This is a genomic window from Pseudohalocynthiibacter aestuariivivens (genome assembly GCF_018457175.1).
Classification (GTDB): domain Bacteria; phylum Pseudomonadota; class Alphaproteobacteria; order Rhodobacterales; family Rhodobacteraceae; genus Pseudohalocynthiibacter; species Pseudohalocynthiibacter aestuariivivens.
The window spans coordinates 365,904-383,248 of record NZ_JAGFNU010000002.1; the positions used below are offsets into that span (position 1 = coordinate 365,904).

Consider the following 17,345-nt stretch of genomic DNA (forward strand, 5'->3'; position numbering starts at 1 on the left):
CAACAAGAAAAGGGATCGCGTCATGTCAGTTAAAGTAGCAATCAATGGTTTTGGGCGAATTGGCCGGAACATTCTTCGCGCAATTGTTGAATCCGGCCGTACTGACATCGAAGTTGTCGCAATCAATGACCTTGGACCGGTCGAAACCAATGCACATCTTTTACAGTACGACTCGGTCCACGGCCGTTTCCCAGTCAAAGTTAAAACAACAGACGGCTCCATTGACGTTGGATATGGCCCAATCAAAGTCACAGCGTTGCGAAACCCGGCAGACTTGCCTTGGGGGCATATTGATATCGTTCTGGAATGCACAGGCCTATTTAGCGACAAAGACGATGCGGTGGTCCATCTCAAGAATGGCGCAAGCCGGGTGCTGGTATCCACCACATCAAAGGGTTCCGATAAAACAATCGTTTATGGCGTGAATCACAACACCCTGAACGGCGATGACGAGATCGTATCAAACGCGTCCTGCACCACGAACTGCCTTGCTCCAGTCGCGAAAGTTCTTCACGAAGCCTTTGGTATCAAACGCGGGTTCATGACAACGGTGCACAGCTATACCGGTGACCAACCCGTTCTGGATACGATGCACCGCGATCTTTATCGTGCGCGCGCGGCCGGGCTTTCAATGATACCAACGACCACGGGGGCTGCACGCGCGGTCGGGTTGGTCCTGCCCGAACTCGACGGAAAACTTGATGGCGTCGCAATCCGTGTGCCGACACCAAATGTGTCCGCAGTAGACTTTACCTTTGATGCGGGACGAGACGTGACACCCGATCAAATCAATGAAGCGATGCGCAATGCCGCTGCAGGGCCGCTCAAGGGTGTGTTGGATATTACCGATCACAAGCTTGTATCAATGGATTTTAACCATAACGCGCACTCATCTATTTTTGCGACAGATCAAACCCGGGTTTTGGACGGCAATATGGTGCGCGTTCTCGCGTGGTACGACAATGAATGGGGCTTTTCCAACCGTATGGCAGACACTGCTGTTGAGATGGGAAAATATCTCTAACCTGAAAAGCATCCTACAAAATGGAACGATATTTCCACTTTTCCTTTTCAAAACAGTATTCTGTTAGCCATTGTTAAACTTTGACTTCAATGCCAGATTCACCTCGGGCGGAACGAATTTCGAAACATCACCATCAAGACGGGCAATCTCTTTGACCAGTTTCGATGCAATCGCCTGATGGCGCGCTTCTGCCATTAGAAAAACTGTTTCTACGGTGTTATCCAGTGCACGGTTCATGCCCACCATCTGGTATTCATATTCAAAATCAGCGACAGCGCGCAGGCCACGAATGATGATTTGCGCACCAACGTCATGAGCGCAATCAATCAGAAGGTTTTCAAAAGGGTGCGCAACAATCTCAATTCCCGTTGTCTTCATCAACTCGGCGCATTCCGCTTCAATCATCACCACACGCTCTTCAAGCGTAAACAAAGGCCCTTTATCACGATTAATGGCAATACCAATCACCAGGCGGTCAACCAAAGCCGCCGCGCGCCGAATGATATCCAGATGGCCAAGTGTGACCGGATCAAACGTTCCAGGATAAAGACCGATACGCATAGTGGCGCCCCTTTATTGCTCGCCGCACGCAACAATATTGCGAACAGGATTGCAAGAGCATTCGGCAACGCAGCAAAAACGTTGTAAATCAGTGACCCATAATCATGCCCTGAAGCGCTTCCTTCTCCATTGCAAGTTCTGCTAATTGCGCTTTGACCACATCGCCGATCGAAATTACTCCGATCATTTTGCCGCCTTCCAAAACAGGCATATGGCGGAACCGGCCTTCGGTCATCATCTGCAAAATCGCATCCACCTTGTCACCGGGTGCGCAAGTTACGATATCGCGGGTCATCAAGTCGTCCACCTTGTCAGACATGCAGCTCGGCCCTCTTTTGCCCAACTCTCGCACTATATCTCGCTCTGAAAGAATGCCTTCGGCTTTGTTGCCATCTTTGGACACCACGACCGTCCCGATCTTTCGCTCTGACAGAATGGTTGCAGCATCGGACACTTTTGAACCCGGTTCGATAGAAACTACGTCCTGTCCGGTTTTGGATTTGAGTATCTGATGAACAAGCATTCGTAACCTCCTGATGCAAAAATTCTTACCTCAGCGTCGCCGCGCATTTGTGATCTGTCAAGTAAGCGCTTCTAATCGCGTCACTTCGCGCCGAATCCCCTGCCCTAAAAGGTCTGCAAAACGGTTTAATCGCTCTACCCGGCGGTCATCAGCGTGGCGCACAAGGTAAAAAGATCGCGTTAAACTTATCTGGTCTGTCAATATTTTCCGTATTCCCGTGGTCGAGGGAATCGCAAAATCATGCACAATCGCCACCCCTGCGCCTTGCCGAACGAAGTTGAACTGGACCGAGAATGAGTTTGAGGTGAGCGTCGCAGTGTTCGTCTTCAACTCGCCCAGATAATCCAGTTCCTTGTCAAAAATCATATCCGAAATATACCCGATGACACGGTGATTTTTCAGGTCAGCCACAGCGTTGATTGGTGGGTGCGTCCCAAGATAGCTTTCCGAGGCAGCAAGATGTAAGCGATAGTCTGAGACTTTCTGAACAAGCAGCCGACCGGCTGTTGGAGGTGACACCGTAACGGCCATATCCGCTTCGCGTTTTGACAGGTTAAACACCCTTGGCAACGCAACGATCTGCACCTCAAGCCCCGGATTATCATCACAAATTTCAGCACACACCTGGGGCAACAGGTAGTTCGCGCTGCCGTCAGGCGCCCCGATGCGGATGCTACCGGTCAATTGCCCCGCCTGCCCGCGTAAATCCTCGACCGCCATTGTCAGGCTTTGCTCGGCGCGCGCAGCGTGGTGTTGCAGCCGCTCCCCATCTTCGGTCAACCGATAGCCTTGCGGCGACTTCGCAAAAAGGGTTGCGCCAAGATCTTCTTCCAATCTTGCAACACGCCGACCAACAGTTGCAGGATCGACTTTAAGGGCGGCTCCTGCACGCGAAAGGCTTTCTGTTCGCGCCACCGCCAGAAAAATTCGCATGTCATCCCAGTGTAGTTTCACCGCCATACCAACAAATTTGCAAAACGCTTTTGTAAAACTACCTCTTTTCCTTACAAAATTGCAAGCCTATCCTCAACTGAAATTTAAAAAGGAGGAGGGCTCCATGGAACTTTCGCATTGGATTAATGGTAAACACGTTAAAGGCACGTCAGGACGTTTTGCTGATGTTTTCAACCCGGCCACTGGCGAAGTACAGGCAAAGGTGCCGCTTGCATCCAAAGCTGAACTTGATGCCGCCGTCGCTGATGCAGCCAAAGCACAAGTCGGCTGGGCCGCCCAGAACCCGCAAAAACGCGCACGCGTCATGATGGCACTGGTACAACTCATCAATCGCGACATGGACAAGCTTGCCGAGGCACTAAGCCGCGAACACGGGAAAACCTTTGTCGACGCCAAGGGTGACGTTCAGCGTGGCCTCGAAGTAATTGAATACTGCATTGGTGCGCCTCAAATGCTGAAAGGCGAATTCACTGACAGTGCTGGTCCTGGCATCGATATGTATTCGATGAAACAGGCATTGGGTGTTGTCGCCGGTATAACGCCCTTCAACTTTCCTGCAATGATCCCTCTCTGGAAAATGGGCCCTGCCCTGTCCTGCGGCAACTCAATGATCCTGAAACCATCAGAGCGTGACCCTTCAGTTCCGCTTATGCTGGCAGAACTCTGTAAAGAAGCTGGACTGCCAGATGGTGTGCTGCAGGTTGTGAATGGTGACAAAGAAGTTGTTGACGCGATTCTTGACAACGAAACCATCCAGGCTGTCGGTTTTGTGGGCTCAACCCCAATCGCGCAGTACATCTATTCGCGCAGCACGGCGAACGGCAAGCGTTGCCAGTGTTTCGGTGGCGCGAAAAACCACATGATCATCATGCCGGACGCTGACCTTGATCAGGCGGCGGATGCACTGTTGGGTGCTGGTTATGGGGCCGCAGGCGAACGCTGCATGGCCATTTCAGTGGCGGTCCCGGTTGGTGATGAAACGGCTGACAAGCTGATCGCAAAACTGGTTCCACGCGTCGAAGCGCTCAAAGTTGGCCCATATACCGCTGGCGATGATGTGGACTACGGCCCTGTCGTGACGGCTGCCGCCAAAGAAAACATTCTGCGCCTCGTTGAGACCGGTGTTGATCAGGGTGCGACACTTGTCGTCGACGGTCGTAACTTCAACTTGCAAGGCTATGAAGATGGCTTTTTTGTTGGACCGCATCTTTTCGACAACGTGACAACTGACATGGATATCTACCAACAAGAGATTTTTGGACCTGTCCTGTCCACTGTCCGTGCTAAAACTTACGAAGAAGCAATCGGTTACGCCATGGATAACCAATATGGCAATGGTACAGCAATTTTCACCCGCGATGGTGATACGGCACGTGATTTTGCGAACCGGATCAACGTCGGCATGGTCGGCGTTAACGTTCCGATTCCTGTCCCTCTTGCCTATCACACGTTTGGTGGATGGAAAAAATCCGGTTTTGGTGATCTGAACCAACATGGCCCGGATGCGTTCAAGTTTTACACCCGTACGAAAACAGTGACCTCTCGCTGGCCATCGGGCATTAAAGAAGGCGGCGAATTCTCTATTCCCGTTATGGAGTAATCGCAGAAATTGCTTTATACAAATCTATAGCTGCAAAATTCGGCAATTGGTCAAGGCCCGGTACGCACTGCGTGTCGGGCTTTTTCTTCCATTCGCCCTTGCAAGGCTAGATTAAAATTTGCGGATTTATGTGAGCCAATTCTGCGAAACTTAAATCTATATAGTACAAAATTTCTGCAACTTAGCGGGGCATGACAGGCGAAATTCACAGATCTTCGTAACATCTTTTGCCAACTCAATTGTGGCAAAGAAAGGCGGAAAAAACAAAACGGTCATAAAATAACCTCAGGAGGGGTAAAATTAAGACTGTTTCCCCGATTTATATTTTAATGCTAGCGTAGTTCGAAACAATCGCTCTACAACCCAGAGGCGGGTATCGGCAAAGGGAAGAATGAAGAGTTCACTGGGATCATTTTTGCGAAAACGGGGGCATCTACTGCTCTATTTTGTTGTTTGTTGTCTGATCCTTTCTTTTGGCTTTGCGCTTGACAGGTTGAATGCCAAAAATGCCGTTGTTGATCTTCGAATTTCTCTTATCGAAAAAGGCGCGACACTGCGCGCTCAGCTTGAGCGTGAGCTTATCGGAAAGATATTGATGTCGCGCGGGCTTGTCGTCGCAGTTATTACGAACCCCGGCATTTCTCAATCACAGTTTTCTGAAATTGCCGAACAACTTAAGCGTAACAATCCGGATATTATTAACATTGCTGCAGCACCGGATATGGTCGTCAAACTTGTATATCCCTATGCCGAGAATTCTGCGGTAATCGGGTTTGACTACCGTAGTTCCGAAGCACAATTAACCAGTGTGGAAATGGCCCAGGAAACAGGGATGCCAATTGTCTCAGGTCCGGTCAACCTCATACAGGGTGGAACGGGTTTTATCATACGGACACCGGTATTCATTTCTGATGAGGAAAGTGACTCTGAATCTTTTTGGGGGATTGTTTCCATCGTTGTAGACGATACCCTCTTTTACAAAAACGCCGGCTTGCTTGACGGTATCGCAACAGCAAACATTGCCTTGCGGGGCCATGATGGTAAAGGCGCACAAGGGGCTGTTATTTTTGGAGATGAAGCTACGTTTTCAACCGACCCGGTCATCCTTCCTGTCGCGCTTCCTTATGGGTCTTGGCAACTTGCTTTGGCACCCAAGGGTGGCTGGCCTCTTCACGCGGACAACTATCTGAAAACCTGGCGCGACGTCATTTTGTTTGGCTCTTTGTTTTTATTTCTGTTGGTCGCTTTGCGGAATTTTTGGGTGCGCAAGGAAGAAGCAGAGCAACAGTTGGTTCAGGCAATTGAATCAATTGATGACGGATTCGCCCTTTATGATGAGCAAGACAGATTTGTAATGTGCAACTCAAAATATCGCCAGATCTATGCAAAAACTGCCGACATGTTCAGACCCGGTGTTCCGTTTGAAGACATTATCCGGGAAGGTGTCAGGCGCGGGCAATATTCTGATGCGATTGGAAATGAAACAGAGTGGATACGAAAAAGGTTAGAAGATCACAGGGCCGCCAGCTCGGTCGTCGTTCAACAACTTGAAAACGAGCGTTGGCTGAAAATTTCAGAACGTAAAACACCTAACGGAAGTACCGTTGGGTTCCGGGTTGATATTTCGGAACTCATGCTCGCCAGAAATTCTGCAGAACGAGCGAATAATGAAAAAACGAACTTTATTAATAATATCAGCCACGAACTGAGAACCCCGTTAACAGTTATACTCGGATATAATTCCTTTTTGGCAAAGCCCGAGTTCCTGCCATCTCACAAAATACTAAGCGCGGCTCTGGAAAATTCGCGATCTAAAAAAGATGATTTGAAACAAGCTATTAAAGGCTTTCTTGATGATGTCGTAAATTACGCTGGCCAAATGAACACCGCTGGCCAGCATCTTCTTGCTCTGATCAATGACATTTTGGATATCTCGAAAATCGAAGAAGGTAAGATGGAACTCAATCGACAACGGATTGATGTTGATACGATCGTTAAATCCGTTGCAGAGCAGTTCAAACATCATTCCGGTGCGAAGAAAATCGAAATTTTCAGAGAGACCCACAATGAATTCGTACTAGCAGATGAAACAAGGCTGCGGCAGACGCTCATTAATCTGGTTGGAAATGCTATCAAATTTACGGACCGAGGGTTTGTAAAAATTTACACAAAGGCCAAGGGTGACTTTGTCCATTTTTACGTTGAAGATACCGGTGTCGGCATAACCGAGAAAGATCAAAAAACTTTGTTCCAACGTTTCAGCCAGATCGACTCTTCAGTCACAAGATCTTTTGGAGGCACGGGCTTGGGGCTTTCGATCTGCAAATTCCTGGTCGAAATACACGGCGGTGAGATCAGTGTAGTAAGTACATATGGCGTGGGCAGCACGTTCAGTTTTTCTATTCCGTCCTGGACCGAGATCGGCGAAAAAGGCGTTGCCGAAGAAGCGTTGCAAGGCTGATTGGTTTGGATTTTTTCTAAAACCTTATTTCTAAAGGTTTTGCCAGCCAACATGATCAAATTAAATAAGACGTTTGCCCAAAGAAAATCACAATTGGGTCAAAAAATAATACGACTTCCCACCTGATAGTACATCAAAGGTTTTGAGCATAACCGAATGCGGGTTTTGAAACATTCGGCTAAACGCGACGATGGGAAAAAAAATGTTACAGAGCATCAGGCGAAATCAGATAGCAATTGGGGTCTTAATGCTCGCTATTGGTGTTGCGTTTGGAATTTATTCGCTAGGCTTTGGGAGCGTTCTTGTCGCAGCAGAAACCTGGAGTTTCTACAGCGGCCAGCTTCCAATAGGAACGGCTGCGCTTCTTGGTTTGTTGCTGGGGTCCTTGGTACTTGCCCTGACCCGCCGGGGAAAAATTGCAAAACTTCAATCGCTGGTAATGGATAAACAGGCTCGGGAAATTTATTTTCAGGATCGCGCACTGAACGCACATGCGATCGTCAGCATCACGGATCCGGATTCAAAAATCCTGAGCGTGAACGACAACTTCCTTAAAACGTTTGAATACGAACGCGATGAAATAATTGGCCAAACGCACGAACTTATCCACCCAAGCCCCTATAGCGGCGCGGTTTCGGTGTTCAACGATATTTTTGAAGCCGTCAAACAAAACAAAGTTTGGAGCGGCGAGCATAAAGCTATCACGAAAACAGGCAAAACGCTGTTCATGCAATGCACTGTTGTACCGCTTCATGACGAAGATGGTAATCACGTTAAAAATGTCTCCATGCGAACGGACGTAACAGAAACACGCCTTGCTGAGGCAGATCGTTATCTGACATCTATGTTGGATAAGCTTCAGGACGAAGTGTACATCTACAACACCGACGATCTTCGGATCTCTTACATGAACGAAACGGCGCTGAACCGGTGTGAGTGGACACTTAAACTCGCGCGCACAAAACGCATTACGCACACAGCGTCTAACTTTGAAGAAGGTTTGTTCCGCAAACATGTCGAGCCCCTTTTCAATGGAGAAAAGGAATCTGTTGTTATCGAAACCTTGCACGACAAGGGGTTTGTGGAAATCAACACACGTCTTTATGTCGGCCCTGACGATGTTCCAGTTTTTGTTTCGGTCCTTCGCGACATCACCGAGCGTAAGGAAGTAGACCGCGCCAGAATGGAATCTGTTTCAGTCGTTAGCCATGAGTTGCGGACGCCACTTACATCAATCAAGGGTGCGTTACGCCTTTTGCAGTCTGGTGCCGCCGGTGTGCTTGAGCCAGGCGCCGCCGCAATTGTCGATGTCGCGGACCGGAACAGCGAACGGTTGCTGAAGGTTGTCAACGACATCCTTGATTTCGAAAAAATTCGCGCCGGTAAAATGGATATCAACAAGCGTCCGGTTAAGCTTTCGGACTTCATTATGGACGCCACCACTATGAACAAAGGTTATGGTGACGAGCATCAGGTTAAATTCGTTGCAACCGGGATTGAGAACGACGCCTTCGTATCTGGTGACTCTGACCGCTTGATGCAGGTGATTTCAAACCTCATGTCGAATGCTGTGAAGTACTCGCCCAAGAATGGAACGGTTGTAGTCAATCTCAAAGACACGGGCCGCAAATGGCGCATCTCTGTCAGTGACAATGGCCCAGGAATTCCAGAGTCGGCACGCGCATCAATGTTTGATAGCTTTGTACAATCAGACCCGGTTGATGGCATCATTCGTAAAGGCACAGGTCTTGGCCTTCCGATCGCGAAAGAAATTGTTGAGCGTCATGCAGGCAAAATCGACTTTGAGAGCACAGTTGGAGAAGGTTCAACATTCTATTTTGAACTGCCAAAAATCGAGAGCCCCGAGTTGGAGAATCCGAAGGATCGTGCTCAGCTTGCCGCAGAGTAACTTTTCGCGCCCGAACCCTCTGGATATGACAACTTAGCTTGCGTTGAGCCTCGCTGGTATTTAGTCTCTAACCAGCAATGTTATAGGAGAGTCTCGTACATGGCCGAGTTGCAAAAAATACTTCATGTCGATGATGATGATGATATTCGGATCATCGCGAAAATGGCTTTGGAGGTCGTAGGCAACTTAAATGTCGAACAATGCAGCTCTGGTATGGATGCACTTGAAATTGCACCACAATACAAGCCCGATCTGTTTCTGCTGGATGTTATGATGCCTGTCATGGGCGGTGAAGAAACCTGGCAAAAACTTCGCAATATTCCTGGTATGGAAAACGTGCCGGCAATATTTATGACCGCAAAAGCTCAGGACGCTGCGACAGGGGCACTGATCGAACTTGGTGCAATTGCTGTCATTACAAAACCGTTTGACCCAATGGAACTTTGCAGCCAGATCAGGTCAGCCTGGGACCGACATCAAAATAGTGGCTGATTACGTTAGAGCCTAAATCTTACTATGCTTCAGGCACGGTTTCCGGAACTCAAAGAAACCAGATGATCCAGCATCTCTTCCACCTGTGAGATCAGCGGACTAATCGTGTTCTCTGAAAGGGTGCCGGCAAGCGCCTTACCAAAATCAGTTTCTATCCTGGAGGTCATCAGACCAAGATCAGCAAAGCCGAGCGTTCGTGCGACGCCACTGATCTTATGAGCATTTGCACTGATTTGTTTCAGCGCATCTTCCGTATCTTCGCCTGTTTCGATCTGCGCAAGAAGATCATCAAAAAGCGCGATACGATCATCGATGTTAAGAAGAAACTTCTCTCGAATATTCGTAATCGCGCGGTCAAGCTGCTGTCGCTTATCGGCCTCGAAACTATCCATTATTCGCACTTCACTGTTAGCCAGCTTTCATAAAGCCTTTTTTAGTTTTGCTAACAGAAACACCTGCAGCTTCCAATTGCAAGGCGCGGCGTTTGTCTTCGGCAGATATCAGTGCGGATTCCATAAGCTGAGTCGCGTTACCAGAAGACCAGAGTGAAGACGTAACCGGCTCCCCCATCGCAATCGTTATCTCGCAAGGCGCCCCGGAGTCATATGCAATTTCCATCTCTTCAATGCTGAGTTGGATTGCTATTTCAAGATCCGGAGAAATAGCCCTGCTTCCCCTATCGGCGACGCAGACGAATTTGCCACTCCCACAGTAAGTCAACAGATAGTTAGACTGCTTCAAACTGTCTGCTATCGCGTCTGCAACATCTGTAAGGGTGTAAAGCATTTCTGTTGGTGAAGACCGTGAAAAAATTGTTTCGATCTCAACAATGGCAAAACCAATCGCGATTGACTGATAGACTTTACCTCGAGAGAGCTGGAGAAGATAATTTTCCATTGCAAGCTTGCCGATCATACCCGGGACATCTTCGATCGTAATCGCGTCCCCAATTGAAAAGCGCAGGGCGTCTTCGACCTTGGCTTTCAACGACTGAACAGCGAAGACATTGTTTGTTGAAACGCGGGTTTCGCGAACGAGGTTTTCTGCCATTCGAACACGTGCGCTCAGCTCTAACGTGTCAAATGGTTTTGTGACGTAGTCGGTTGCGCCTGCCGAGAAGGCTGCATCAACAAAGGACCGATCTGACATCGCAGTGATCATAATGATTGGAGACGTCTTGTAGCTCGCCATTCTTCGGATGCGCTGGCATAATTCGATGCCGTCCATCTCAGGCATTTGAATGTCTAAAAGGAAGTAATCAAAGGGTCGTGTTGCGGCGTCGATTTCTTCAAGTGCTGACAGCCCGGAGGTTGCAACGGTGATATCGCTGTAGCCGACGGACTTCAGAGATTCGGTTAACAGCTCCAGAGCAATTTCGTCATCATCAACTGCAAGAATCTTCATTGGACACTCCGCAAACTCATATATTGTTCATCAAAATAGTGCTACAAGAACCACTTAAATACACTTCGCCTACCCACACCCGAAGGTGCTCAATTTCCCCTGTTCTTTCTCCTTAAGATTGTGCCTTATAATTGGGGCAACAATTAGTCGTTTTTTTTGTAATTATTAGAAAATCGGAAACAAATGTACAATTTGTTGTTTTTTAGCCTACTTTTTCGCGCTTAAGTTGTGTTAGTTTACGTTACGGAAAGCAATATAAACAGTTTAAGTTTTTCTGATCTTTTCTTTTAGCAATTCTGAAATTCTGTTTTCGAGATCACAGTTCTCGAATATTCCATCGGTTGAATGCTGAGAAGAAAATAATCTTCCTCAAAAACTAACAAAACTACAATAGACACCCACCGGAGTGTTTGATTTAGATAACAAATATTGTGAAAACTCGGTTCTGCATAAACCGGTTTGTCAAAATTCGGAAACACACGCAAAAATCAAGTCAGCCTGCTTGGCTGGTTTCATATTCTATTTGCCTTAGTCCTTGCCTGAACAGCGTCTTCCTGTTTTGCTGCCTAAACCACAAGAAAGGCATCGCAATATGAACGTCAAAGACCCGGAATTCACCATTGGCATCGAGGAAGAATATCTTCTTGTCGACGCCGAAACCTTGGATCTGGCTGTCGCACCAGACGGGTTGATGGAAGCGTGCAAATCCGACCTTGAAGGCAAGGTCAGTCCTGAATTCCTTCAATGTCAGATCGAAATCGGAAGCCAAGTCTGCCACACAATCGGTGAAGCGCGCGATGACCTGCGGCATCTGCGATCAACCGTTGCCAAACACGCTGACAAATTTGGGCTAAAACCTATCGCAGCTTCGTGCCACCCGTTTGCCGATTGGAAGGAACAGCACCATACGGACAAAGAACGTTACAATGATCTGCGACGCGACTTAGGCGGCGTTGCGCGACGCATGTTGATTTGCGGAATGCATGTTCATGTCGGAATCGAATCTCAGGAATTGAGAATCGATCTGATGAACCAGCTCAGTTATTTTCTGCCACACTTGTTGGCACTGTCGACGTCATCCCCCTTTTGGCAGGGCGACGATACCGGGCTTAACTCTTACCGGTTGACGGTGTTTGACAACCTGCCCCGCACCGGTTTGCCCCCAAAGGTTAACAGCTGGTCGGAATATGAGCGATCCGTCCAGACTCTGGTCGATATGAAACTGATAGAGGACAGCTCAAAAATCTGGTGGGACCTTCGGCCCTCTGCCCGCTTTCCGACGATTGAATCCAGAATATGTGATGTTTGCCCTCGCCTTGAGGTCACACTCACGCTTGCGGCAATCACCCAATGCGTAACCCGGATGCTATGGCGCCTGTCTTGCCGGAACCAACGATGGCGTCTCTATGATAACTTCCTGCTCGCGGAAAACCGCTGGCGCGCGCAGCGATATGGCGTATCCGAAGGGCTGATCGACTTTGGGCGGCGCGAAGTCATATCCTTTGAAACACTGATCGATGAACTTATCGAACTGGTGCGCGAGGATGCAGAGGTGCTGGATTGCGTTGCCGAAATCGAAGCGGCGCGCCAAATTCTAGCGAACGGAACGAGCGCAGACCAACAACGCGCGGTTCGCGATGCGGCATTACTGGCGGGTGCCTCTGAGAAAGAGGCGCTCGTGCAAGTCGTGCGGCATCTGACAGAGGAATTTCACGCGGATCTTTAACGAAAAACCAACTTAGAGCGAAACCGTTCTAGCTTCGCCAAAAACATGACCTCCGGCAAGCGACGATTTAAAGACTAGTTCGTTTTCTTGTCGTCCACGATGTTTAGTGCTGCCATGCCACTATTCCCAAGCTCAACAGACGCAAAGGGACCTCCGTGGCACATGTTTCCTGCATCGTGAATATCCAACGGTGGCGTTTCTGCAAAAATCTTCGCAGCAAATTGCTCTGCATTGTCCTTTGGCCGGTACCCGAGAAAACTGGCTTTCGCGTTGTCGACCGGCGCTCTGTCGTTGTTTGAAACACCATACACAACTGAAAAGCCTGTCACTGGCGTTGATATTGCACGTTCAACCAAATGGATCAGATCATCATAGGACAGCCAGCTTCCAACAGCACGCGCGTTTGTCACCTGTGCACATGACAGGATGCGTAGGCAAACCGCCTCGACACCTCGTTTATCCCAATAGAGGCTGGCCAGATCTTCAGCGAAACACTTCGCCAGGCCGTAAAACGTATCAGGGCGATGTGGGGCGTCCGTTCCGATAAATTCTGTTTTAGGGTGCATGCCAACGGCATGAATAGAGCTTGCATAAACAATCCGCCGCACCCCGTTTCTGAACGCTGCTTCCCAGATGTTGTAAGCCCCGATTATGTTTGGGCCAAGAATGACCTCGAATGGGGATTCATCGCCAATTGCCCCAAAATGGACCACCATATCCGCACCTTCAAGCAGCGGTAGTATTTCGTCGAGATTTGCCAAATCTGCGCGCACGTAGGTTTCGTCCTCGTAAAGTGTTCCGATGTCATCAACAAGGTCAGTACTAACCAGTTCATCGGCCATCTTTAACAGTGGTTCACGCAAATACGAACCAAGACGGCCAGCGGCACCTGTAAGAACGATCTTTTTCATTCGATGTGCACCTTCTATTTTTTCTTGTTTAACATAAACTTGCCATGCATACTTCATGTGATTCATACATCACGACAATTCACCCTGCACCTGCGCCAGCAGGTCATCAGCGGCGTTTGCCAGTAACGAGGTATCTACTCCACAAGCAACAAATGTGAACCCGTCGTTAAGCAGTTCAGCGGCAAACTTCGGGTCAAGCACCAAGGTACCAACTGGAACGCCCATTTCTATCAACTTTTTTGCTGCCGGTTTGATGATGCCCCATACTTCGGGGTCCATTGGTTTGCCAACCTTGCCAAGGTCAGCCGCGATATCAGCCGGGCCAAAGAATATGCCACTCACACCATCCACGGCAGCAATCTCTTCCGCGCGGCCAACTGCGGCTGCGGTTTCTAGCTGCAGGATCACTGTGGTTTCATCCTCCACCCGATCTACATAATCGGTGACTCGGCCAAATTTGGTTGCGCGGGTTCCCCCGCTTACACCGCGAATTGCACGCGGTGGATAGCGAGTCGAGGCCACGGCTTTTTCAGCTTCCTCGACCGTCTGTATCATGGGAAACAACAACCCCGGGGCGCCGAGATCAAGCAGACGTTTCACCTGAACAGGATCATTCCAGTCTGGTCGGACAATCGCGGTTGTTTTAGTTGCTGCAAAAACCTGCAACTGCCCCAGAACTGAAAAGAAATCATTCGGGGAATGCTCAATGTCAACCAACACCCAGTCATAACCAGAAGACGCGACAACCTCTGCCGCGAAATTGCTGCTAAGGCTTATCCACAGACCGATCTGTTTTTTCTTTTCGCGGATTGCGCGGGTAAAAGGATTTGCCGCCAGTTTCATCAGATCACAGCCTTTTCTTCGAACGGCTTATTTTGCACAATTCTCTCAAAACTAAATGGCGAAAGATTAAGCGAACGATACTCTCCATAGGCAATCAGTTCTGCGGTGCCCCGCCCCATTGCGGGAGATTGCTGAAACCCGTGCCCGGAAAAACCATTCACAAAAATAAAATTCCCGACCTCGGTATGCGGCCCGATTATCGCGTTCTGATCCAGCGTGTTGAAAGAATAATGACCTGCCCAGGAATTGATCAGCTTAATCGCTTCAAACTGCGGAACACGTGTTGCGATGGTGGGCCAGACCTTTTCCTCCCAAATGCTGAAATCCTGAACGAAATCATCATAGTCGACCGCCGGATCGTCGTCCGGTGGACAACCCGCCAGGTAATACGCCCCGTCCGTTCGCATATGTACACCAGACGGATCAATCGTAAGTGGCAGATCACGATCAAGCGGCTGTTCTGCATCAAAGATAAAGGTGTAGCGTTTGCGCGGTTCCACCGGTATTTCGATGCCAGCCATCCGTGATGTCAGAACGGCACGCGGCCCGGATGCGTTTACGACAGTGCCACAAGTCACCGCGTCGCCGGATTTCAGGGTAATACTCTCAACGCGTGTACCAGCCGCGTTTTTGGTCATCGCGACAACTTCGTTTGTCAGGTATTCAGCGCCCTTTTCGCGTGCTGACCGTTTCCACCAATCAAAAAGGGTGTTGCCATCAAAGTAACCCTCATCAATCAGGTTGTGATTGCCGCCAATAATGTCATCCAAATAGTAGAATGGATAATCACATTTGATTTCTTCAACGGTCATAAATTTGGTGCCTGCGCCACATGCGGCCTGCAGTTTTTGGTTTTCCCGAAGGATATTTGCAAAATCTTCGTTGTCCGCGAGGTACATGTATCCGTAGCTCTGCAAAGGGACATCTGGCACACGTGGATCATCCCCCATGAATTCGCGAAAATTTTTCACGAACTCGGCTGCGAACTGTGAGATACGCACGTTTATTTCATTTGAAAATTGCTGCCGCATACAGCTGTTCGTGTGCGATGTTGACGTAAACTCATAGGTCGGGTCTTTTTCAACCACCAGAATGGAACCGTCAAAATCGGGATTGTTGGACAGGAACCACGCGACAGACGACCCAAGCATCGCGCCCCCTACAATCACAACGTCATAGCTGCTCTTTTTTGGGGTTTCCAATTTCGCATTTTGGGCCATCAGACAACTTCCCCCCGTTTCACAGCATCTAATACTGAGTTTATCTCGTCATCGCTCAGGCCGTAGTCGTTCCTGGCAGCTTCAGGCGAAATATACCCTCTGGCAATATCCCTGCGAACCAGCGCGGGTGCACGTTCTTTTGCATTGCCGTACCCCGCCCCACCCGGAAACGCGAGCATGACCCGCCGCCCGTGTGGCACAAACTGCTTGCCTTTACCTTTCATCGGGGTGCCATCGTCCTGCGCTATTGTGGTCGGGCTTCCGTTTTCGCCGCCCTGACGGCCGCGCGCGGGGTGATCTACCCGATCAAACATCGCCTGAAAGTCAAACTCGTGCCCTTCGGCTGCACCAACTTCCATGTACTGCCCCAAACCCCCGCGATACTTGCCTGCGCCACCACTGCCGGGGCGTAGTTCTTTGCGCCATATGATGACGGGGCCTGTGTGTTCTGTCGCCTCGACCGGCATCGTCATGACACCTGAAGGAAAGGCAGTTGCATTAAGCCCATCTGAAGTGGGGCGTGCCCCCGAACCACCTGAATTGAATGTTAAGACTTCTGCCCGGACGGCTGTATCTGGCGCCATCTCGTCAGTCCGCGGGCGAAGCGAAACCTGAAAATTACACAGGGTCCCTGCCCCTTCGGCCGGAACCGTATCTGGCAGAATCTTATCAAGTGCATCGTAGACCGTGTCGGGGATCATATGACCGATCACATGCCGAAGCGCCACGGGTGCCGGATGAAGCGCGTTGACGATAGAATTCTCCGGGGCGGTCACCTCAAACGGTGCAAGCGAAGCCGCATTATTCGGAATTTCCGGCGCGACGGCGCATTTTAACGCGTAGCAGGCGTAGGCCTTGGTATAGACCAAAGGCACGTTAATCCCTTTCTTGTCTAAACCCGACGTTCCGGTGAAATCACAAGTGATTTTGTCCGCAAAGATTTCGAGTTTCACCTTCAGATCAATCGGTTTGCTGTACCCGTCAATAGTCATCTCACCCGTGGCCGACTCGCGCGGTAGCGCTGCAATCCGCTCAATCGTCGCGCGGTGTGAGTTTTCAAGAATAAATGCAACAATACCATTCAGGTCTGCTAAATCAAACTCAGTCATCATCTCGACAAGGCGGCGATGCCCAATCTCGTTACAGGTCGCAAGCGCGTAGATATCTCCGACAAGCTGATCGGGTTCGCGCACGTTGCCCCGAACAATTTTTATCAGTGTCTTGTCAACTTCGCCTTTGTTGGCGAATTTCATGATCGGGATGTAAAGCCCTTCTTCATAAACCGAAGCGGCATCCGCCCCAAAGCCCCGACCACCAATGTCAACGATATGCGCTGTGCAAGCAAAAAAACCAACGAGGCTACCTTTGTAAAAGGAAGGGGTAACTACCGTGATATCGTGCAGGTGGCCCGTACCCTCCCAAGGATCATTGGTGATATAAACGTCGCCTTCAAAGATGTTATCGCGACCAATTCGACGAATGAAATGCCCAACCGCATCTGCCATGGCATTCACGTGACCGGGTGTCCCTGTAACCGCCTGCGCCAGCATCTGACCTTCTGTGTCATAAACACCAGCCGAAAGATCGCCCGCTTCGCGCACAGAAGTGGAAAAGGCCGTGCGAACAAGGGCCTGTGCCTGCTCTTCAACGACTGAAATCAGGCGGTTCCACATGACCTGATTCAAAACTGTTGTTGATCTGTTTGTCATAGTATCCC

15 protein-coding genes are annotated in these 17,345 nt (G+C 49.4%); 6 read left to right on the plus strand and 9 right to left on the minus strand.

The features are described 5' to 3' along the window. Positions 1-22: 22 nt before the first annotated feature. On the plus strand, positions 23-1,024 hold the full coding sequence (gene gap, locus J4E70_RS05705; RefSeq protein WP_213888116.1) for a type I glyceraldehyde-3-phosphate dehydrogenase: 1,002 nt from the start codon (positions 23-25) through the stop codon (positions 1,022-1,024). Positions 1,025-1,087: 63 nt separating this feature from the next. Here the strand turns inward: gap and coaD are convergent, their stop codons facing one another. From coaD to J4E70_RS05720, 3 genes are all read right to left on the minus strand, one after another. After that, positions 1,088-1,585 carry a pantetheine-phosphate adenylyltransferase gene (gene coaD / locus J4E70_RS05710; protein ID WP_213888117.1) on the minus strand — a complete coding sequence of 166 codons (498 nt, stop codon included), beginning with the start codon at positions 1,583-1,585 and terminating at the stop codon, positions 1,088-1,090. Between the two features lie 88 nt (positions 1,586-1,673). Beyond that, positions 1,674-2,108, minus strand: coding sequence for a CBS domain-containing protein (locus J4E70_RS05715; protein WP_213888118.1), 435 nt, complete (start codon positions 2,106-2,108; stop codon positions 1,674-1,676). A gap of 57 nt (positions 2,109-2,165) precedes the next feature. Then, a complete protein-coding gene (locus tag J4E70_RS05720) occupies positions 2,166-3,041 on the minus strand; it encodes a LysR family transcriptional regulator (RefSeq protein ID WP_247076679.1) in 876 nt (291 codons plus the stop codon). A 124-nt stretch (positions 3,042-3,165) separates the two neighbouring features. Between J4E70_RS05720 and J4E70_RS05725 the strand changes: the two genes are divergently transcribed. From J4E70_RS05725 to J4E70_RS05740, 4 genes are all read left to right on the plus strand, one after another. After that, positions 3,166-4,662 carry a CoA-acylating methylmalonate-semialdehyde dehydrogenase gene (locus J4E70_RS05725; RefSeq protein ID WP_213888120.1) on the plus strand — a complete coding sequence of 499 codons (1,497 nt, stop codon included), beginning with the start codon at positions 3,166-3,168 and terminating at the stop codon, positions 4,660-4,662. A gap of 391 nt (positions 4,663-5,053) precedes the next feature. After that, on the plus strand, positions 5,054-7,123 hold the full coding sequence (locus tag J4E70_RS05730) for a sensor histidine kinase (RefSeq protein WP_213888121.1): 2,070 nt from the start codon (positions 5,054-5,056) through the stop codon (positions 7,121-7,123). A gap of 202 nt (positions 7,124-7,325) precedes the next feature. Then, entirely contained in the window at positions 7,326-9,032 is a 1,707-nt protein-coding gene (locus tag J4E70_RS05735) for a PAS domain-containing sensor histidine kinase (RefSeq protein WP_213888122.1), read from the plus strand. Positions 9,033-9,131: 99 nt separating this feature from the next. Continuing rightward, positions 9,132-9,524 carry a response regulator gene (locus J4E70_RS05740; RefSeq protein WP_343229445.1) on the plus strand — a complete coding sequence of 131 codons (393 nt, stop codon included), beginning with the start codon at positions 9,132-9,134 and terminating at the stop codon, positions 9,522-9,524. Between the two features lie 29 nt (positions 9,525-9,553). Here J4E70_RS05740 and J4E70_RS05745 read toward each other — a convergent pair whose 3' ends face one another. Both J4E70_RS05745 and J4E70_RS05750 read right to left on the minus strand, forming a co-directional pair. Then, positions 9,554-9,916 carry an Hpt domain-containing protein gene (locus J4E70_RS05745; RefSeq protein ID WP_213888123.1) on the minus strand — a complete coding sequence of 121 codons (363 nt, stop codon included), beginning with the start codon at positions 9,914-9,916 and terminating at the stop codon, positions 9,554-9,556. 16 nt (positions 9,917-9,932) lie between these two features. Further along, positions 9,933-10,928 (minus strand): response regulator, encoded by a 996-nt coding sequence (locus J4E70_RS05750; protein ID WP_213888124.1) that lies wholly within the window; start codon positions 10,926-10,928, stop codon positions 9,933-9,935. 592 nt (positions 10,929-11,520) lie between these two features. Here J4E70_RS05750 and J4E70_RS05755 point away from each other — a divergent pair. Continuing rightward, positions 11,521-12,654 carry a carboxylate-amine ligase gene (locus J4E70_RS05755; protein ID WP_213888125.1) on the plus strand — a complete coding sequence of 378 codons (1,134 nt, stop codon included), beginning with the start codon at positions 11,521-11,523 and terminating at the stop codon, positions 12,652-12,654. A 74-nt stretch (positions 12,655-12,728) separates the two neighbouring features. Here the strand turns inward: J4E70_RS05755 and J4E70_RS05760 are convergent, their stop codons facing one another. The 4 genes from J4E70_RS05760 to J4E70_RS05775 form a co-directional block, all read right to left on the minus strand. Then, the gene (locus J4E70_RS05760) at positions 12,729-13,565 is read right to left on the minus strand and encodes an NAD-dependent epimerase/dehydratase family protein (protein WP_213888126.1); all 837 of its coding nucleotides are present in this window, start codon (positions 13,563-13,565) and stop codon (positions 12,729-12,731) included. Positions 13,566-13,634: 69 nt separating this feature from the next. Then, a complete protein-coding gene (locus tag J4E70_RS05765) occupies positions 13,635-14,408 on the minus strand; it encodes an HpcH/HpaI aldolase family protein (protein WP_213888127.1) in 774 nt (257 codons plus the stop codon). After that, positions 14,408-15,628: an NAD(P)/FAD-dependent oxidoreductase gene (locus J4E70_RS05770; RefSeq protein ID WP_213888128.1), complete on the minus strand. Its 1,221-nt coding sequence runs from the start codon at positions 15,626-15,628 to the stop codon at positions 14,408-14,410. Before J4E70_RS05770 ends, J4E70_RS05765 begins: the two co-directional genes overlap by 1 nt. After that, the gene (locus J4E70_RS05775; protein WP_213888129.1) at positions 15,628-17,337 is read right to left on the minus strand and encodes a hydantoinase B/oxoprolinase family protein; all 1,710 of its coding nucleotides are present in this window, start codon (positions 17,335-17,337) and stop codon (positions 15,628-15,630) included. Before J4E70_RS05775 ends, J4E70_RS05770 begins: the two co-directional genes overlap by 1 nt. Positions 17,338-17,345 lie beyond the last annotated feature (8 nt).